Annotated in this window: 15 protein-coding genes and 1 other RNA gene; 7 read left to right on the forward strand and 9 right to left on the reverse strand. The window is 42.7% G+C overall.

Annotation, left to right across the window (positions count from 1 at the left end; genetic code table 11):
* Positions 1-18: 18 nt before the first annotated feature.
* The 3 genes from ACTXGH_RS08475 to ACTXGH_RS08485 all read right to left on the reverse strand — a co-directional run bounded on the left by ACTXGH_RS08475 (position 19) and on the right by ACTXGH_RS08485 (position 4,592).
* Complete coding sequence (locus ACTXGH_RS08475) at positions 19-867, reverse strand: methylenetetrahydrofolate reductase (protein ID WP_439296253.1); 849 nt, start codon at positions 865-867, stop codon at positions 19-21.
* An 11-nt stretch (positions 868-878) separates the two neighbouring features.
* Positions 879-2,303 carry an adenosylhomocysteinase gene (ahcY, locus tag ACTXGH_RS08480; RefSeq protein WP_439261510.1) on the reverse strand — a complete coding sequence of 475 codons (1,425 nt, stop codon included), beginning with the start codon at positions 2,301-2,303 and terminating at the stop codon, positions 879-881.
* 339 nt (positions 2,304-2,642) lie between these two features.
* On the reverse strand, positions 2,643-4,592 hold the full coding sequence (locus ACTXGH_RS08485) for a TonB-dependent receptor (protein WP_439296252.1): 1,950 nt from the start codon (positions 4,590-4,592) through the stop codon (positions 2,643-2,645).
* 412 nt (positions 4,593-5,004) lie between these two features.
* Here ACTXGH_RS08485 and ACTXGH_RS08490 point away from each other — a divergent pair, with 412 nt between their 5' ends.
* Positions 5,005-6,957, forward strand: coding sequence for a mechanosensitive ion channel family protein (locus ACTXGH_RS08490; RefSeq protein ID WP_439296251.1), 1,953 nt, complete (start codon positions 5,005-5,007; stop codon positions 6,955-6,957).
* Between the two features lie 74 nt (positions 6,958-7,031).
* On the opposite strand, the gene ACTXGH_RS08495 is transcribed toward ACTXGH_RS08490, so the two are convergent.
* From ACTXGH_RS08495 to ACTXGH_RS08515, 5 genes are all read right to left on the reverse strand, one after another.
* Positions 7,032-7,664, reverse strand: coding sequence for a DNA-3-methyladenine glycosylase family protein (locus ACTXGH_RS08495; RefSeq protein ID WP_439296250.1), 633 nt, complete (start codon positions 7,662-7,664; stop codon positions 7,032-7,034).
* A gap of 132 nt (positions 7,665-7,796) precedes the next feature.
* Positions 7,797-8,528, reverse strand: coding sequence for a Smr/MutS family protein (locus ACTXGH_RS08500; RefSeq protein WP_299220268.1), 732 nt, complete (start codon positions 8,526-8,528; stop codon positions 7,797-7,799).
* Between the two features lie 69 nt (positions 8,529-8,597).
* Positions 8,598-9,464 carry an indole-3-glycerol phosphate synthase TrpC gene (gene trpC, locus ACTXGH_RS08505; RefSeq protein ID WP_439296249.1) on the reverse strand — a complete coding sequence of 289 codons (867 nt, stop codon included), beginning with the start codon at positions 9,462-9,464 and terminating at the stop codon, positions 8,598-8,600.
* A gap of 78 nt (positions 9,465-9,542) precedes the next feature.
* Positions 9,543-10,634, reverse strand: a complete 1,092-nt coding sequence (gene trpD / locus ACTXGH_RS08510; protein ID WP_439296336.1) for an anthranilate phosphoribosyltransferase — start codon at positions 10,632-10,634, stop codon at positions 9,543-9,545.
* A gap of 146 nt (positions 10,635-10,780) precedes the next feature.
* A complete protein-coding gene (locus tag ACTXGH_RS08515; RefSeq protein WP_439261504.1) occupies positions 10,781-11,404 on the reverse strand; it encodes an anthranilate synthase component II in 624 nt (207 codons plus the stop codon).
* A 738-nt stretch (positions 11,405-12,142) separates the two neighbouring features.
* On the opposite strand from ACTXGH_RS08515, the gene glnA reads away from it, so the two are divergent.
* On the forward strand, positions 12,143-13,552 hold the full coding sequence (gene glnA, locus ACTXGH_RS08520; RefSeq protein WP_439261503.1) for a type I glutamate--ammonia ligase: 1,410 nt from the start codon (positions 12,143-12,145) through the stop codon (positions 13,550-13,552).
* Positions 13,553-13,774: 222 nt separating this feature from the next.
* Positions 13,775-14,581 (forward strand): DUF4124 domain-containing protein, encoded by an 807-nt coding sequence (locus ACTXGH_RS08525; RefSeq protein ID WP_439261502.1) that lies wholly within the window; start codon positions 13,775-13,777, stop codon positions 14,579-14,581.
* Positions 14,582-14,677: 96 nt separating this feature from the next.
* On the opposite strand, the gene ACTXGH_RS08530 is transcribed toward ACTXGH_RS08525, so the two are convergent.
* Complete coding sequence (locus ACTXGH_RS08530; protein WP_439261501.1) at positions 14,678-15,394, reverse strand: SIMPL domain-containing protein; 717 nt, start codon at positions 15,392-15,394, stop codon at positions 14,678-14,680.
* 266 nt (positions 15,395-15,660) lie between these two features.
* Between ACTXGH_RS08530 and ffs the strand changes: the two genes are divergently transcribed.
* The 4 genes from ffs to ACTXGH_RS08550 all read left to right on the forward strand — a co-directional run bounded on the left by ffs (position 15,661) and on the right by ACTXGH_RS08550 (position 20,608).
* Positions 15,661-15,757, forward strand: an RNA gene (gene ffs / locus ACTXGH_RS08535) — signal recognition particle sRNA small type.
* 208 nt (positions 15,758-15,965) lie between these two features.
* Entirely contained in the window at positions 15,966-16,562 is a 597-nt protein-coding gene (locus ACTXGH_RS08540; protein ID WP_439261500.1) for a LemA family protein, read from the forward strand.
* A gap of 35 nt (positions 16,563-16,597) precedes the next feature.
* Positions 16,598-19,561, forward strand: coding sequence for a M48 family metalloprotease (locus ACTXGH_RS08545; protein ID WP_439296248.1), 2,964 nt, complete (start codon positions 16,598-16,600; stop codon positions 19,559-19,561).
* Positions 19,562-19,684: 123 nt separating this feature from the next.
* Positions 19,685-20,608 carry a hypothetical protein gene (locus ACTXGH_RS08550; RefSeq protein ID WP_439261498.1) on the forward strand — a complete coding sequence of 308 codons (924 nt, stop codon included), beginning with the start codon at positions 19,685-19,687 and terminating at the stop codon, positions 20,606-20,608.
* Positions 20,609-20,665: the final 57 nt, after the last annotated feature.

The raw sequence follows: 20,665 nt of genomic DNA on the forward strand, positions 1-20,665 counted from the left end.
AATAATCTGTTATAAGAACTAAGAGACAAGGCCCAAGGCTTCTACTAAGCGCTTGTTTGGCTCAACTTTATTCATGCTATAAAAATGCATGGCTGGCACGCCCTCATTGATAAGACGCCCGCACAAACGATAAACCACCTCAAAACCAAACTCGCGAATAGCGGTGCGGTCATCGCCAAAGTCAGCCAACCGTTTACGCACATAACGTGGAATATCAGCGCCACAACTATCGGCAAAGCGAACGAGGTTACTTGAGTTGGTAATCGGCATGATACCTGCAACCAGCGGCTGAACAGCAGTATCGATACCACGTTTTTCTAAGGTATCTCGCAGATATAAATAGCTATCAGCATTGTAAAAAAACTGCGTAATAGAAGCATTTGCACCAGCTTGGTACTTATTGACCAAATTATCAACATCGAACTCGAAGCTTCGCGCTTGCGGATGCATCTCAGGATACGCAGCCACTTCGATGTGAAAATGCTCGCCTGAGTGCTCACGAATAAACTTAACCAAATCTAGCGCAAACGGTAGCTCACCCATACCGACCTGACCTGACGGTAAATCACCGCGTAGGGCGACCAGCCGCGTGATACCTAGACTCTTATAATGCGTTAGAAGCTCAGCAATCTCGGCCTTGTCGTCACCGATACAAGACATATGCGGTGCAATATCAGTCTCACCGCGCGCGCACAATGCTTGGACAATATTTAAGGTACGGCTACGAGTCGAGCCACCTGCACCATAAGTCACCGAAAAGTAGCTCGGCGACAGTTTATTGAGCTCATCATAAGTACTAAGTAGCTTTTCGTGTCCCAGCTCAGTTTTGGCTGGGAAAAACTCAAAAGAAAAAGCAGGCTTACTCACAATCGCGCTCCTTAGTATTTATAAGCATCAGGCTTAAACGGACCTTCAGCTGGAACACCTAAGTACTCAGCCTGTTTCTCAGTCAGCTTAGTCAATGTACCGTTAAAGCCTGCAACCATCGCAGCAGCGACTTCTTCGTCAAGCTTTTTCGGCAATACTTTGACATATAAATTATCGAAGCGCTCATCAACAGGAAGCTCAGCAAATCTTTCTTCGAACAGATACATTTGGGCTAATACTTGGTTGGCAAATGAGCCGTCCATCACGCGTGATGGGTGACCTGTGGCATTACCTAAGTTGACTAGGCGACCTTCGGCAAGCAAAATCAGATAATCGTTTTCATCATCTGAGCGGAAAATTTGATGCACTTGTGGTTTGATCTCAACCCAGCGCCAGTTGTCACGCATAAACTGAGTATCGATTTCGGTGTCAAAGTGACCGATGTTACAGACGACGGCACCAGGCTTTAGCGCCGCTAGCATATGTTTATCGCAAACATGATAGTTACCAGTCGTGGTAACAATCAGATCAGTATCTTCTAACAGGCGAGTGTTGATGTTATCCGCGCCGCCAGTGTTGTCACCATTGATATACGGAGACAATACTTCGTAGCCATCCATACAGGCTTGCATAGCACAGATAGGATCGACTTCTGATACTCGTACGATCATGCCTTCTTGGCGTAAGCTTTGGGTTGAGCCTTTACCCACATCGCCATAACCGATAACTAATGCGCGGCGACCAGCAAGGAACATGTCAGTAGCACGTTTGATAGCGTCATTTAAGCTATGACGGCAGCCATATTTGTTGTCGTTTTTAGACTTGGTAACCGCATCGTTGACGTTGATTGCAGGTACTTTTAGCGTGCCTTTACCCAGCATCTCAACCAAGCGATGCACGCCAGTGGTGGTCTCTTCTGAGATACCGTGGATGTTATCAAGCATCTGGGCATAATCGTTATGAATTAACGCGGTTAAATCGCCGCCATCATCCAAGATTAAGTTAGCATCCCAAAGCTGACCTGATTCTTCGCCGCCAACGTGGATTTGTTGACGCAAGCACCATTCGTACTCTTCTTCTGTTTCGCCTTTCCAAGCAAATACAGGCACACCCGCAGCAGCAATAGCTGCAGCAGCATGGTCTTGAGTTGAGAAGATGTTACATGAAGTCCAGCGTACTTCAGCACCTAGCGCGACTAATGTCTCGATAAGAACGGCAGTCTGAATCGTCATGTGGATACAGCCAGCGATTTTGGCGCCTTTAAGCGGTTGCTCATCTTGGTAGCGACGACGCAGACCCATAAGGGCAGGCATTTCGGCTTCGGCTAGCGTGATTTCACGGCGACCATAATCAGCAAGGCTGATGTCAGCAACTTTATAGTCGGTGAAAGAGGGGTTGATCGTATGGGCAGATGGTATGTTAGACACTGCGTCCATAATATGCTCCTATCAGTTAATAGATAAAAAGAATAAAAACGCAGGTGCCGTTATTTGCGCTGTTCATAACCAAAAATGGTAATGAACAGTTAACCGAGCCTAACATAACAAATGATTTGCAAAGCAATTTAGCTCAAATGCAGTAATCGATAATTATGGCGCAACACCTCTCGGAGGTCGTTATTGTAATTGATGAATCCGTGATTGTCACCTATTGGATAACATAAATATTAGACAGTAAAGGTATGAGTAATCTTGTTTTTTTGATCAGCACAAAAAAAGACCATCATTGGATGGCCTCTCTTATTCTTAATAAATGCTTTTTAATTTGCCAGCAGTTTAGTACCAATCATAAGTTAAAGAGCCGAAATAGCTGGTGCCTTCTGTGGCATATTCATTACCGAATTGGCTGGCAAGGGTATAGTCCTCGTCAGTAATATTATCCACACGCAAGTTAGCGCGAAGATTAGGATTGATATAAACAGCGCCGCTCAAATTAAGCAACGTGTAACTATCAAGCTTATTGTTTTCGGCCGTGACTCTATTATCAGTATGTTTGGCTTCAAGGCGAACATCGAACGTAGGTTGCTGATAACCCACATAAACCATACCGCTGTTTTTAGGACGATAGGCAAGCTGTTGATTATAGCTGGCGCTATTTGCCGTTTTGTCCTTTGCGTCTAAGTAGTCATAACCGAGACCAAATATGAAGGCATTCATATTCCAGTCTGAGGTCAAGCTCAATCCTTTGATTTTCGCTTCACTGATATTTGTCGCATTAGAAATCAGGTCTTCTGCATCGGTATAATAGCCTGTCAGTCGTGACGTTTGAGCTTCATTAGCGTATTCAACGAATACCTCTGTGTTCTCCGTTTTTTCGGGCTTTAGATTGGGGTTGCTAAAACCAGGCCAGTATAAGTCATTAAACGTTGGTGCACGAAATCCAGTGGCATAGTTGGCACCAATTCGCATGCCAGCCAACGGGCGTATAGCTGCGCCTAAATTGTAGGTGCTCTCATTACCATACTGTGAGTTGTCATCTAAGCGATAGTTGGCTTGCAGGTCATAATAATACTCTGACAATTGATAACCAACAAAAGCACTTTTGACCGTTCTATCGTCAGGGTTGTAAGTGGTTTGCACGGCAGGATCAGGGAAGCCTGAAAAATCCAAAACATCTGATGCGTCTAGTTTCTGTGACAACCATTCTGCGCCAACAATCACAGTACCAGGTCGCGCGTTAATACTGGTCTCTAAGCGTGCTTGCTCTTGCGTGGTATCGTACTGACTGCCTTCTTGATAATTAATAGAGTTGGCATCATGAGAAGTGGACTTGTCAATACTTTGACCATAGCTAAGCTTACTGACCGTCAAAGGCGTTTTGTATTGAAGATAAGCATTTGCACTGCCGTTTTTTTGATCTGAAGAGGCATTTGGAAACGCGTTTCCTGCTGAGTCAATATCAGTGGTAGAGTCGGTATACAAGGCACTTATTCCCGCGCTTAGCGAGTCTGATAGCTTATGCTGCAATGCCAAACTGGCATTGGTAGATTTAAAGCCATCATCGTCTGCGTTGAAATCATAGGAGTCAGAGTTGGCAATAGCGTTAAACCCATCTGTTTCATTGCGACTGACACCCAAGCTTAATGAGGAAGTGTCATTTTTAAGCTGACCTGTTATACCGACTTGGTAATGATTGTTACTACCATAACCAACAGTCGTAGAAACATTGGATTGTTCTACATTATTGCCCTTGGTGAAAATTTGAATAACACCGCCCATGGCGTCAGAACCGTAAATACTAGAACCAGAGGCACCGTATAAAATTTCGATGCGATCAATTTGGTCTGCGGATAACAAGTTCAGAGAAGGGCTGCCTAAGGAGATAGAGCCATATCGTATACCATCGATAATCACCAATACTTGCTTACTATCAAAGCCACGCATATAAAAATTACTGGCTGTACCCATGCCGCCACTTTGGGTAATATTGATACCAGGCTGATTTTTTAGTACATCAGTGACAGTTTGACCTCGATAACGCTGCAACTCTTCGCTATTAATCACCCGAGTCTGAGCAATAACGTTACTGGTTTTAGTAGGCGTACGCGTGGCGGTGACGACGATTTTATCAAGCTCAACTTGTGGCAGCTCATTATTATCAGTGACAGTATCTAGTTCAGGGCTGACAGGTGTGACAGCCATTGCTGTATTTATAGAAAGTAAGCCCAATACGCTTAAAATACTACAACGTAGATAAGTAGATGAAGAAGAGCGTGATAATAACATAATGATTTCCAAGGTTACGAAAGCAAAGATTGAGAAAGAAGTGTTACAAAAAGTAGTGGACAGCTTATACAACGCTTATTATCTATAAAAACGATTACTTTATAAACCATTTAAACCTAATGTTTCCTCATGGTAAGTTGAATGTTTTTCACCATACACTGCGAGAAGTTCATGCAAATACTTCGGCAATATTTTTATAACTCTTTAATAGATGAGGATGACATAGTATAAATAAGAATTAAAAATATAAATTACTATGAAAACGTGCAATCAAAGCCACTAATTTTATGAATAATTGTTATGATAGCGGCAGATATTATCCATTATCACCAGTTGTGCTACTACTAAAGTTAAGAGGTTGGTTTTGTTCATTAAGCGTGATCTGAGTTTTAACACTATATTACCCCTATTGATGTCATCAATTAAAATGCCATTGGCAATGATTGTACTTTTGGCCTTGATGATATTGAGCGCGATAATGCCTCATAGCGTCATGGCTGCTGAACCTGGTGCGCTTGGTGTAAGTACTGGTAGTGAAGAGACCGTACGTCAAACATTGCCAGACTCATTTGGACGCGACACACCACGCCATACAGTACAAGGGTTCATCAGTGCACTGGGCGAAAACGATTATCTATTGGCCAGTAATTATCTTAATCTAACCAAATCTGATAATCCAACGACGGCAGTACGCGAGTTCAAGCAAGCGCTCGATGCTGGTGGACGCTTTCAGCCTGACTTACAAATCAGTAATACCCCTGAAGGTAACCTAACCGATCAGTTGCCACCAAGCCAAGAAAATGTGGGCAGTATCAGTATTGGCGAAAAAAGTGTGCCGTTGTTACTTGAAAGAGTGGTGTCCAAGCAAGGTGAGCAGTACTGGCAGTTTTCTACTGAGACGCTGAGCTCTGTACCAGAAGTATTAGAAAACACAGAGCCTACTTTGGTGTCTCGCTATACAATCGAGTCATTAGAAGGTAAAAAGCTATTTGGCTATCAATTGGCTGATTTGGTTGCAGCCCTTACTATGGTTGTTAGTAGCTTTGTGCTGACTTATATCATGGTTTGGCTATTGTATCATTTACTAAAAATTGTTTACCCGCGTGTACGCAATACCCCGTTACCTGTACCAGACAAAGTTATCTTGCCACTGGCTGTCGTTATCATGGCATTGATTTTATCAGAAGTGATGGTCTATGCTGGCGTGTCGGTAACGCTACGGGAACCCGTTAACCGTTTTACCGAAATTGCTTCTTGGCTTGCGATAACATGGTTGCTGCTACGAGTCATCGATGCAATCTTTACCCGCGCGGTCAACCTAAGCTATAAGAAAAACTATACTGAACGTGTCTCTATCTTAGGACTATTGCGAAAAGTCGTCAAAGCCTTGCTGCTTATCTTTGCTGTTATTGTCATTTTTGGCAATTTGGGTTTTGATTTGACGACTGGTATTGCCGCATTGGGGGTTGGTGGTTTAGCATTAGCACTTGGTGCACAAAAGACCATTGAAAACTTAGTGGGTAGTGTGGTCGTCGTAGCGGACTCGCCAGTGCGGATAGGTGACTATTGTAAGTTTGGCACTTATGAAGGTACGGTAATTGATATCGGTATTCGCTCATCGCGCGTACGTACGCTATCACGTACGATTGTGACCGTTCCTAATGGCGATTTTTCATCTATGCAAATTGAGAACTTTACTTCTCGTGATATGTTCCAGTTTTATCATAAATTATATCTCAAACGTACAGCTGATATTGATGTGGTCTTTAAGATGACCAAAGACTTAGATGAGTTTTTAAATGAGCATTACTTAACCAACCAAGAATGGAATCAGGTAAATATTGCCGAGCTGCGTCAAGACTGTTACGTCATTCAGCTACAAGCATATATCAATGCGAATAACGTAATGGAATTCTATGATAAACAAAACGTTGTGTTCGTTGATGTGCTCAATCAGGTAGCAAAGTATAAAGTCGAGCATGCGCTACCAACGCAGCAGCTGATTGTCAATCAAGCTGAGCTTGAACATCATATGGAAAATGATATTGAAAATAACGATGGTGGAAAAAATAATAGTGAAAATAGCGACAGTCAAAATAAATCTGCTGAACCATTAGAAAATGGAAACAATACTAATAATGATGTCGATACTATGACGGATACCGATAGCAAGCAAGATGATGCTATTAGTTTAGACAAAGATGTCGATAGTAATAAAAAGGACAAGGCAGCTAATAAGAAAAAAGAAAAAGCTAGAAAGGCTGAGGCAAGAAAAGCTCACAAAAGCAAGAATTATGCTTTAGCAAAGCGTAAATTTAAACATGCTAAAAAGAACTTTAGTCTTTCTATATGGAATCAGCCTTAAGTAAAGTTTACGCTACTGCTTATGATGCTATCAACATTTGATACCATTAATGCTATGAAGATAAGTCATCAGTTTTATAATGGGATAGCAGTTTTATTACGTAGCAACCCGTAATACGACCAAAGCAATAGACTGGCCGCACTACGGTGCGGTGACCAGTCTTGCGTGAGTATGTTTAGTTGTTTTGGTGTGGGCCTCTCAGGCAAATCCAATAGTGTCATCGCGGCAACTTTAATCGCCAAATCATCGACAGCGAGGACATCGGCGCGTTTTAGAGAAAACAATAAATACATCTCAGCCGTCCAGCGTCCGATACCTGTAACGGCTGTCAACGCTTTTATTACTGCCTCATTTGGCATGGTTTCTAGTGCCGCAAAATCTATATCGTGCGCCACCAAGGATCGGACATAGCGGGTTTTTTGTTTAGATAAACCTTGCTCTCGTAACGCCTCGTCTGTTGCTTTAGTAATCTTTTGCGGAGTTGTCAAATTGGCATCAACCAATCGTTGCCAAATACTGGCTGCGGCAGTGACTGACAACTGTTGCCCAACCATCGCTCTCATTAATTGCTTAAACCCACCTGCATTGTGCCTAAGGTTTGGCACGCCAACTTGCTCATAGGCGGCCGCGAACCTTGGTTCGATAACTATCAAAGCGCTAATGTGGTTTTTTAGCTCCTCAGAATTTTCAATGGTTTGTATATTCATAATTGATTTACTTTATTTATTACTGTACTGAAATTACTGTACTAAAATTCAGCAGATATGCAACACAAGAAATACTCATTTGTATAAAAAAAGACTGCTTATTGGCAGTCTTTTTTTACTTTACCCTAAGGTTTATTCACCATCGACTTTAGGCTTTTTGAGCAATACTAGCACTGCGCCATTGCCGCCATCTTTGGGCGGGGCAGAGCAAAAGGCCAATACTTCTGGTAGCTGTCGTAGCCAGCCATTTACGCAAGTTTTTAGAATGGCCTCAGAACCTTTGCCATGGACGATTTTTACCATGGTTTCATTTTTTTGCTTGGCTTGGCTAAGTAGCTGAGTCATCGCTTCGCGTGCTTCTTCGATGGTGCAACCATGAATGTCTACGGCGTCATACCAGCGCAGCTTACCTTTTTTAAGCTGATCAAAAATCTTGTTCTGTAGAGTCGGCTGTTTATAAGATAAATAGGCTTCGCTAGCGACCGGATTGAGCAGCGCTTGCATATCTGACAAGCCTGCGCCTAGATCGCTTGCTTCACCACCTTGAGCAGCAGCGCGCTTTGATAGAGTAGTGGCATCAGGTTTGCGTGCTTTTGCTGTACTAGCAGGAGAGCGTACGTTTTTGTCTTCAAGCTGATTTACACCGTGCATCGCTTGCATAAACAGTACTTTATCATCGTCGATATGTTCACTGTCTAATTGTTTGACCGTCTTTTTGACCTGCTTTTGCGTTGGCAGTGACACAGGTTCTGTCGGTTTTTGGTTTTCACCTTCAGGCGAGTTGGTATCGCGTCCTTTACTCAATTGGCCTTTTAGCTCTTTGAGTTGATCCTGCATTTCTTTTGAAAATAGAGAGTTTGACATAAAAGTTAGTGTACGTTGGTTGATGGAGAAATGATTAGATAATTTATATGAGGGTCATTTTTAGTTACTTTACTCGTCTGTAGCGACGCCTGCAAGTAAGGATTGTAACGCTTGTCCAGGATGATAGGTTTTCATAAACTGCTCACCGATTAAAAAGTGCTGGATATTGTTATCTAACATCAAGCGAATATCAGTGCTGCTATGAATGCCGCTTTCAGTGACGATAAGCGGTTTATACGTGCTATCAATATCAGCTGCTAATGCGTCGATTAAGATGTTTTTTAGATCGAGTGTGGTTTGCAGGTCAACATCGAAAGTGTTGAGATCTCGATTGTTAATCCCGTAGATGTTGTGCGATGAGCATGGTAACTTAAGCGCGCGCTCAAGCTCGACTTTGGTGTGTACCTCAATCAATACATCCATACCAAGCTCAATACTGAGCGCATGCAGCTCATATGCTTGCTCATCATCAAGGCAGGCCATAATGAGTAGTATGCAGTCAGCACCCAACAAGTAGGATTGATAAATTTGGTACACATCGATCATAAAGTCTTTACGTAGTATCGGCAGGCTTGCAGCATTAGCAGCGGCGATAAGGTAGCTATCATGGCCTTGAAAGTAATCACGATCGGTGAGAACAGACAGACAACTGGCACCTGCATGCTCATATTGCTGGGCAAATAAAGCCGGGGCAAAGTTGTGATTGATGATGCCTTTAGAAGGAGAGGCTTTTTTGATTTCAGCGATGATGCCGATACCACTCTCGCTAGTGCTGGCCGCGCGCAATGCCTGAGCAAAGCCGCGACGCGGACGCGTATCAGCCGCTACTTGTGCTTGCAGCTCTGTAAGCGATAGTTCCTCACGAGCCGTTTTTACTTCTTCTACTTTGGTTGCGACAATTCGCTGTAATACTGAAGGTATGTCTGAGTGGGTCATGCTCGTATCCAGTTATCGTTAAAGGTAAATAAGCAGCAGTGGCTGATTGACTATTTTAGATAAAGAGTCTTGCATTGGTTACGCGTTGGCTGCCAGCTGCTGAGTATATTGTGCTAAAGACTCAAGCTTGGTTAAGGCGTCACCATTTTGTATCACCTTTTGCGCGCGGCTGACACCATTTGGGTAGTTGCTGGCAAGTCCCGCCGTATATATCGCTGCCCCTGCGTTTAGTGCAATCATATCACGCGCTTTGAGTACTGCACGGTCGTGGGTATCGGTGCCTGATAGGGCCGCGCGTATCAGCTCAAGACTTTGCTTTGGTGAGTCTACATCAAGGCCAATGAGCGTTTGTGACTCGACACCGGCATCTTCTGGCATCATCTCATAAACTGATATTTCACCGTCTTTTAACTCAGCAACCGTGGTCGAGGTCGCAAGGCTGATTTCATCTAGGCCGTCCTTTGCACCGACCACCATGACATGACGCGCGCCTAAGTTTCTCATCACCTTAGCGATAGGCTCACACAGCTCAGCGGTAAAGACGCCAATCACCAGATTGGGTACGCTGGCAGGATTGGTTAATGGGCCTAAAATATTAAATATCGTCCGTGCTTTTAGCTCACGACGTACTGGGTTGGCATTACGCATGGCACTATGGTGATTGGGCGCAAACAAAAAGCCTATCCCTTCATTTTCTATACATTGTTTGGCTTGCTCAGGACTAAGTGCCAAGCTGATACCTGCTTGTTCTAATAAGTCTGAGCTACCAGATTTGGTAGACACACCGCGGTTACCGTGTTTAGCCACTTGCGCGCCAGCTGCCGCAGCCACGAGGGCTGAGGCGGTAGAGACGTTGAATAAGTTGGCACCATCACCGCCAGTACCGACGATATCGACCAAATAGTCGCAGTTTTTTGGGTCTATATTGGCAGCCAAAGCACGCATAGCGCTGGCCGAGGCGGTAATCTCATCAATAGATTCACCCTTCATGCGCAGACCAGTCAATATAGCCCCCATCATGGCATCGCTACATCTGCCTTGCATGATAATCAGCATGACTTTGTACATCTCATTAAACGTTAGATCAATGTGCTGAAAGATTCTACCTAATGCTGTTGTTAATAGTTTATGCGTCTCTTCGTCAGATAATTGAATAATATCATCTGGCATATCGGCGGCTAGTTTATAGTCTTCCTGTAACTGATCAATGGTCATTAAAGTCTCACTTTTTTATATTTATATTCGTTTTAATTGGCTTTTTGGGCGTGTCAATTTATGTTTTTCAAAAGTGCTCCGTACATGAGCTTAGACAACATTTATCCCACTTGTGGCAACTCATCTACAGACAATACGGCCAAATTATGAGCCTGTAAAAAGTTATTAAGCAGCTGATATCCTGCTTCACTTAAGATAGATTCAGGATGAAATTGAACGCCTTCAATGGCAAAGATATTGTGACGTATACCCATGATCTCCTCAATGCTACCATCCGGATTTTGTGTCCATGCAGTTACTTCTAAACAATTCGGTAAGCTTGCTTTATCAATGACAAGAGAGTGATAGCGCGTAACTTGCGAGGGGTTAGGCAAATCAGTAAAAATACCTTTATGGGTATGATGAACAGCGGATAAACGTCCGTGCATCACTTCGCCAGCTTTGACTACTTGGCCGCCGAATGCTTGGCCAATGGCCTGATGTCCTAGGCATATACCCAAAATAGGAATAACACCTTTAAAAGTATCAATAACGTCTAAAGAGATACCAGCACGATCTGGATCACACGGACCAGGGCCGATGACGATAACATCAGGAGCTAGGGTTTTGATTTGTTCAATAGTGGCCTGATCGTTACGCCAGACGGTGATGTCCTGCTGTAGTTCACCGAAGTACTGTACAATGTTATATGTAAAGCTGTCGTAATTATCGATCATTAGAATCATTCTGATTTTAACCTATTGATAAGATGTTTTATAAGAGCTCTATTATTAGACCTTTCATTATTATATATACAGACACAAAGTAAGTTTTATAGAGGCTGAATATCTTACCACTATTTTGCTGGGTATCAAATGACACATGTAACAGTCGGCTGTTTTTACAAGTCTTATGTTCTATGATAAAAGTGTCTTTTACATCATCCATACTTCATATGAAAATAAATTTATTGCGCACTACTTTGCGTCAACAAGAGAGCTTAAGCACTAACTTGGTGCGTAATTTACGCTGTCTCTTCTCATTGTTGTGCAGATGGTAAGGGTGTTCTATCAAAAATGGCTTTTACTGTTTATATGGTATTTGTAGATCTATCCTACATATATCACGGTTTGAGAGCCAAAAATAATTTTAGACTATCATTACAAAATAAGTTTGGCATAGGCTTTGCACCCTTATATTTGTAACTTGGTACTGGTATAAATTTATATCCTATCATTCATTATTGTAAATTTAAGGTTAAAATCTAGCGGATAAGCTACTTAAGATGTTATAACTGTTCAGCATTATTGAATAGATACTGCTAAAATAGCGCTAGCATTGTATGAGCTTATGAGTGATAGAGCAAATGGTTGAATATTACTGCCATTATAAATCTAAGCCAACACTTAAATATAATAGTAAATGTCGTATCTTAGAATTGAACAATAAACGTAACAACATGACCATCATAAGGGAGACTATTCATGTCCAATAAATTACTGGATCTTATCAAATCGTCTAGTGCAAAGTGGGTTGATTTTCGTTTTACCGATACCCGCGGTAAAGAGCAACACATCAGCTTTCCGGCGCATAGCGTTGATGAAGAGGTGATGGAAGATGGTAAAATGTTTGATGGCTCGTCTATCGCTGGCTGGAAAGGCATTGAAGCTTCAGATATGATACTGCGCCCTGATCCAGAGACTGCGTTTGTTGACCCGTTCTTCGACGCCGTTACTGTGGTAGTTACCTGTGACATCATTGAGCCATCAACGCTACAAGGCTACGACCGCGACCCACGCTCTATCGCTCGCCGTGCAGAAGAGTATTTGAAATCTACCGGTATCGGTGACACTGCTTACTTTGGTCCTGAGCCTGAGTTTTTTGTCTTTGACGATGTAAAATGGTCGATTGAGATGTCAGGTGTGAGCCATAAGATTACTGCTGAAGAAGCAGCATGGTCGACGAATAACGACTATGAGTGGGGTAACATGGGGCACCGTCCACGAGTAAAGGGCGCCTATTTTCCTGTACCGCCGATTGATAGCTCTCAAGACATGCGTTCTGTCATGTGTGAGCGCCTAGAAGAAATTATTGGGGAGGGCTGCATTGAAGTCCATCACCATGAAGTAGCGCCTTGTCAGTCTGAGATTGGAGTGGCGTTTAATACGCTAGTGCGTAAAGCTGATGAAGTACAGCAACTAAAATATGTCGTACATAACGTTGCGCATCAGTTTGGTAAAACCGCAACCTTTATGCCAAAGCCTGTAGTCGGTGATAATGGGTCTGGTATGCACGTCCATATGTCTATCTCAAAGGACGGTGTCAACACTTTTTCAGGAGATGAGTACGCTGGTCTGTCTGAAACGGCGCTCTATTTTATCGGTGGTATCATCCATCATGCCCGCGCGTTAAACGCGATTACCAACCCATCGACCAACAGCTACAGACGCTTAGTACCACATTACGAAGCGCCTATCAAACTGGCATATTCTGCTTCTAATCGCTCAGCATCTATCCGTATTCCGCATGTGAGCAGTCCAAAGGCGGTACGTGTCGAAGCACGCTTCCCTGATCCAGCGGCCAACCCGTATCTAACTTTTGCCGCGCTACTAATGGCTGGTCTTGACGGTATTCAAAACAAGATGCACCCAGGCGATGCTGCTGACAAAAACTTGTATGATTTGCCGCCAGAAGAAGAAGCACAAATCCCAACAGTTGCAGAAAACTTAGAAATCGCCCTACAAGCATTGCGTGATGATCACGAGTTCCTATTAAAAGGCGATGTGTTCACTGAAGATATGCTTGAAGCGTTCATCGCGCTCAAAGAAGAAGAAGTGCAACGCGTCAATGTCACTGTGCATCCGGTAGAGTTTGACCTATATTATAGCTGCTAATTTATCCTCAATACTTTATGCTAGTTTTTATAAAAGAGTCGGTAAAGTCAATCTTGACCGGCTTTTTTGGTTTGTTTAAACGGCGTTTCCCATTAAAGAGCAGTAAGAGCAGCAATGCGAACTGTGACGCTACTATTAAATCATTGCTGATTTAATAGTAAAAATCCCGCATAATGATTTTATTGATATACTAATAATAGACACATAGTAGGTTGCCTCATTATGACGTTATTAACAAAACAAGTTTTCTCAAACGTTAGTTTTTCTAAAAGCAGTTTTGGCTTAAGAATGCTGTATGGTGTGGCTGTGCTTGCGGTCAGTTTGCCTGTAGCTATTGCAAATGCTGCACCTATCTATAAAGTAGTCGACGAGCAAACAGGTCATGTGACTTTTACAGACCGCCCTCAAAGCTATGAGCAAAAAAGCAACAAACAAGTTAGTCAAACTGATGTCGTGACCACGGTTACGACTAATAACAATACTAATAACCGCTCAGATACAAACTTCAAAGGCACGTCTGCAACATCTTCTCAGACAGCTGCTTCCTTAGTCTTGCAGCAAGCGGCTTCTAATAATGCAACATCTGCACAAGTTAATTATCAATTAACGATGTTAGAGCCTAATGAGGCGCGTGCCTATAGGCGTCCTGCACAAAGTATCAATGTTAAACTAGAGCTTAGACCTGCACTACAAGATGGCGATAGCGTCAGTATTTATTTGGATGGTAATGAAGTGGCGCAAGGGCTTAGCGCTTCTATTGCAACAGTAGATATTTTACCAGGGACGCATAGTATCCAAGCTATTATCAAAAATAAAACAGGACAGACGCTCAGCCAAGTCGAACGCACAGTATATGTCATTCAGAATACGGTGATTTTGCAAAACAAAAAGAAGATTGCTGCGCAAATGCTGGCCTATAACCGTTTGCCATGGCATCAAAAGGTGTTATTAAGGTTGCGCCAAAAGGACAGTTTTCTGCAAAAAATAGAAAGCAGTCGACCTGTCACTGATGATGCTTTTATTAAGTAAACATAAAGAGCAGCTACCACAGCAGGTAACGGCTCTTCATGTTTTGACTTAGTCATAATATAATGCGGACAGATTGTACCAATTTAGGTAGCCTAGCTACTTAGTCAGCTCAATAGTACCATTGGCTGTCACAGATATAGTGCTATTACCTGACTCAAAGTTTTGGTTAGGTACTGAGGCATCTGCTGCTTCTGCTCTCATACTCATGCTACTATACATTGGGCGCGGATAATTGCTACCAGTATTTAGATTGACGTTCACCACGCGATAACCACTAGCATCCCAAGCACGTGTTAGGTTTTTAGCCTGCTGTTGAAAAGCGCGAGAAGCATCGGTCATCAGCTTTTGCTCTAGCGCGTCTTTTTTATTATCTGACACTCCAAAATTTAAATTTTCCATCACCAGCGTTTCTTGCAAATCTGCAATAAGCTGGCTAGTCGCTGTAAAGTCAGTACTTTTTAGATCTATAGTCGCTTGTCCCGTCCATCCCGTAATTTTGTTGTCTTTGTCGTAGCGAGGGTAGGTGCGCTGCTGACCAGTACTGACTGTCACGCTAGGGTAGCGTTTAGCGATTTTCATAGCGTTATTGATAGTGGTATTGAGCATTGTAGCCAGAGCTTTAGCGTTGGTTGCTTGCGCTTTTTTGTACATACTAGCGCGTACTTCATCATTTTGTATCTCTTCTTTAACTTCTGTTTGAAAAGTAAGCTGATCATAGCCTGTCGGTTCTGCATGTGCGCTGCTCATCATTGCAGTCAACAGGCATGTGGTACCAGTGGCTAATATCGCTTTGTTAAGTAAAGTGCTTTTCATAATAATCTCCTAAATGCAATTAATATTGATATAAATCAGCCTTAAAAAGACAGTCCTTTCTAGGTTTGAAGCGATAGGCTCTCATTTTATTTTATTAGGAAATACCTAGTAAACTGAGCTTCATTCATTAAAATAGCAAAATCTAGACGAGTCCTTGTAAAGGTTTTGTCACCAAATCTCGCTGCTATCGGTGTTATGTCATTGGTAGTTTTGAAAAAGGGGTTGTAATAATGAAAAATTCTTGTATAATTTGCAACTGGTGGCTCCATTGGTAGCCTCGCAACATTGTTCTATGAATCCCGCCAGGACCGGAAGGTAGCAACGGTAATAGTTATAATGTGTGCCGAGGATGTGCTTTTGGAGTCGCTTTTTTTTGCTTAAAATTTGATAACTGCTTCGATAAACCCTTTCAAAAAGTTTATATGATGTATTAAGCCCTTCATTGCAAAGGGCTTTTTTTGTGCCTGCATTTCGTCTGATTGTGTCTTTTCATTGATTAAGATAGGTTAAAATAATATGTATTAAGTTTTATTTACGCTGATGTTAATACTGAAAGATTTGAGGCTTATTTATGAAAACGTGCGTTTGGCTATTTATCATTGTTGTTGTGCTAGTTGTTGTTTTTGGGGTGTCGATATTTAACAAACTAGTAAGGGCACGCAACCAAGCGAAAAATGGCTTTGCACAGATAGATGTGCAGCTAAAGCGCCGTCATGATTTGATTCCAAACTTGGTAGAGACTGCCAAACGTTATTTGACCCATGAAGAAGAAACGCTGACCCGCGTGATTAGTGTGCGTAATCATGCCCAAAGCTTGCAGGACTCTAATAAACATCAGCCAGACTCGCTTGAGCATATGGCGCTATTTGCCAAAGCAGAAAGCATGTTGTCTAAAGCATTGGGGCAATTCTCAGCTGTGGTGGAAGCGTATCCTGAGCTAAAAGCAGACAGTATGATTAAAGAGTTGATGGACGAGCTGACCAATACGGAAAATCGTATAGGCTTTGCGCGTCAGCATTATAACGATAGCGTGATGTTTTATAACAATGACCGCGAAGTGTTCCCAAATAACCTTGTCAGCAGCACTTTTAGTTTTCGTCCGCTCAGTCCGTTAGTGTTTGAAGACAGAAAGGCCATTGCTCAAGCACCTGTCGTCAATATGGGTTAAAACTTGAACAGATTGGGTTAACTTGAGATAAGCTGATGGATTTTTTTGCTGAACAGCGGATACGGACGCGGCGCAGCCTGTTACTTTACGGGTTGTTTTTTTTGATTGTACTTGCACATGTGATGCTGGCGCTTGGGGTTATGGCACTGCTGCTAACGTTATTTACCGATGGTATTTATTATTGGGCATTGATACTGACGGTTATGTGGACGATAGGCAGCTTTGTTGTTGGTAGCTTTTTAGAATACAGACGTTTAAAATCTGGTGGCCGTGCTGTTGCCCAGCGTGTGGGTGCTGTGCGTTTGTTTATTGATAACAGTCAGGACGCTTGGGAACATAGCCGCGGAGTCGCTCATCAATATGAGCCTGACTCGAAAGTTCGTTTTAGCGCTCGTCATATAGCGGTACGTGATGAGCGTGATTTTCCGCCAGTTTATCGCCGTTACTATGAGATCGCTCAGCAGTTAGCTATTGCTTCAGGCTTACGTATGCCAATTCTCTATGTGCTGCCTGATGAGCAAGGCATCAATGGTTTCGTGGCTGGTCGCGATAGCCAAGATATGGTGCTTGTCGTTACCCAAGGCGCGCTAGATAAATTGTCTGATGAAGCACTATACGGACTTATTGGTCATGAATATGGTCATATCCTGCATGGCGATGCGACATTCAATTTGCAGCTAATGGTGGTATTGGCAGGCTTGCAGATAGTCTATGACTGGAGTGATCCAATATCCAGTCATCGTTATTTTAATAGCGATAGTATTTCCCATAAGTCTTTATCACAGAGGCAAGTTGATACGCTGGGACGTAACATAGAAGCACAAACCGCCAATTTCACCACGCATAGTGAGTGGGTCGCTTACTGGCAGCAGCAATCGCAACAACAGCAGTCCTCAGCCAAGCGTCAGTCTAAGTGGGTACAAACGCCACCTATAATCAATCGGCAAGCTCCGCGCAGTGTTTGGACTTTGCTGCTACATGGATTGAGCTTTTCGAGTATGGCCAGTGCGCAGTTGATTAAGCATAGCTTTAACCGTCAGCGTGAATTGCTCGCCGATGCGACCAGCGTGCAGCTGACTCGCTCGCCTGCGATTATCGAAACTTTAAAAGCCATTCATCAAGATTCACTTGGTTCACGCTTATCAAATATCGCTGACATTAACGGGCTGAGTCATTTCTTTTTTGCCAGCAGTGGGGCGGATCTGGGGGATGTCTCGTGGTTTGCGACCCATCCTAGCTTAAGCGAGCGCATGAGGGCCATCAATGCAAATGCCTATCATGACTTTGCCGTTCAGGTCGCAAGAGAGAAGCGCATAAATCAGCAAAAAATAAAAGAGATATATGAGCAGCGTCGCCTTGGTGATTGGGGAGCAATAAAAGAAAATAGCCTAAGCAATAATAAAAACGCGCACCAATCTTATACATCTAAAGCTCAATCAATATCTGTCAATCATGCTGTTGATAATATTTTCATCGAAAATCCTAGTGATATTACTCACAATAAAGCTTCAGCTTTTTCTACTGATGAACCTAGCAGCAAATGTGAAACAGAAGCGGGACTTGAGTTGGTCGTAGAGGAAGATGTGGTCGTTGATGGGCGTTTGCAGGCAGCAGAAGATATTGGTACTTATCAGCTGTTAAAACCATGGATGGCAAAACCTAACAGCGATTTGCCATCAGCAGATTTGATTAGTATTGACGATATAAAGAAAGTCACGCTACCACAGCATGTGCTCAATCACAGTCATCATCCATTAGGGGCGCAAGGATTAATAGAAGCCGTCATGCTGTGCCATCAAGGACAGACACTATCTACGACTGGCATGTGTGATTTAAAAGATATTTGGATTGGGCTTCCAAACGATAGAGCATGTGCTGCTGACACCGATGCTCATACTAATAATAAGATTAAGACTGATACTTTCAATAACCCTCAACTTTTAGCACATACGCTAGACCATACATTATTAAAAATAATTGCAAATCTTGACCGACGTTTAGACAGTGCTTTGATTGCATTCGCTATGAAGCAACTTAGCCAGCATGATTTATCAGAAAGCAGCATTAATCAACTACGTCTAAAAAGCGAAACCAGTCGTAGTAACCAAGCCCATCAGCATTATGTGCAGCAAAAAAAGTGTCGTACGATGCTGTCGCGCTATCAACAAGGCTTAATTAAGTTGTTTGGGAAGCAGCTATCAGCCGATCTGACCAACAGCTTTTCTGATAACCTATCAGATGGAAAAGATTTAATGATTGATGAACAATCAATACCGACTCATTTAAAAAGCGCATCAATTTCAACTCCAGCGCAGCAAGTCTCACCAATTCTATCGTTATGGCAAGCGCTGCATTTACAGCAATTACTGCCAATATTTTCCGAAGTTTTAAACGATAATGATGGAGACATTCAGGCTGAATGGCAACCGCTATTACAGAGGGGTATGAATGAGATATGTGTTCAGCTCGATCCTTCAGGACAAGTGTTTAACAGTCTTGATGTGGCTAAGAGAGCCATATTGATATTGCTTACATATCGGCTATCGAAAGATGTCAAAGGTCAAGTGATATTGACGTTAGATAGCTCAGTACATGTGTCAGGGCTTGGCTATAATAGTGACAGCGTTGCGCACTATATCGTCGATCTACGCCGCCATGCGCGCTTGATTGATATTGATTTAACCATGATCAGTGATGCCAATTTGCAGTGGTTATTATTAACTGCTCAAAGTCTAAATAGCGTTCAGCTATTGGCTGTCATTAGTACTGTGCCTGTCTACCCCGCGTCTATTGCTACGGACTCTATAATAGAGACTCAGGGGAAAGAGAATTATCCAGAGACACAACAAGAAAGCCGTCAAATAGACTATAATGAGTATCGACAATGGCTAAGTACATTGCATACCGTCATGTTACACGATACGATAATCAGTCAGGATGAGTACGACTGCTTGATGGCACTCGCAGAGCACTGGCTAGGCGTTCGTAAGCTTTTTTGATTGCAGCTTAGTTGACACCTCAGAAGTCATTCAACAGCTATGATGGATACTTTGGTTAAGCTGTCAAACTAATCGGCCCATCTACAAATGATTTAAACAAGATAAGTAGGACAATAAAGAGACATGAGTGATATCCAAGATCCGCTAATAGTATTGCAGCGCCGCGTGCAGCAACGCCAAATTCTAGCGATGATGGGTATCGATCAATGGGTACAGTCGAATTCAGCAACGTTAAATATTGCAGATATTTCTGCGGCTCCTGAAAATCAGCAAAGCCTACCTAGTCAAAGCGCTTCGAACCAAAATGCTGCACAACCAAGCGTTGAAGCAGAAGTCGTTGAGCGTTTAAATCATAACTTTTTAGACAATGAATCAGCAGACGCTATATTGGATACAGAAAATACATCTGCTAGCGATTATGAGGTTATTCATGATAGTGAAGAAACTCAAGATATCAGCTCACAAGCCAATGAGCAAAGCCCAGTAAGCTACAGTTTTGACAGTACGACAAGCCATGCAGCGCACTCTCCAAGCGCTAGCGACTCTGAAGATAGTTTACAACAAATATCACAAAACGTTGAGCAAGCGGTTGCCCCTTTAATAGAAACAGTTACGACAACTTCCATTACGTCTATCAATCAAAATAATATTGCCGAAACCAATAATGATAATAGCCTTAAAAAGGTAGCACCATTTGACTTGCAAGGTGGTCGCTATGGCGATTGGGTAATTTTGGTTGATATTCAAGCACTCAACAATGACAGCGAAAAGCTATGGCAAAATATCACGCAAGCATTGTCAATCACTTGTGAAACAACGTCGTTTCCGATATGTGAAGGTATGGAGACTGCCGAGCTTGCCAATGCTAGTTTTGCGGGATATGTGTTTAAGATTGGCCGTAGTGAAGAGATAAAAATTATCTCATTAACCACACTGCCTGAAGGCCTTGAGCATCCTAATCTTACCGCTTTAGCTACCTTGGATGAGATGCTCGCTGATAGTAACCTTAAGCGTCAGCTTTGGGAACAGTTATCAAGTCAGAGTTAAGTGTTTACCGCAATGGCTATTAAAAATAGAGATAAGACTAAAGGGGTTTTAAAGCTG

The organism is Psychrobacter sp. 1Y10 (assembly GCF_052259005.1).
In the GTDB taxonomy this organism is placed as follows: Bacteria; Pseudomonadota; Gammaproteobacteria; order Pseudomonadales; family Moraxellaceae; genus Psychrobacter; species Psychrobacter saeujeotis.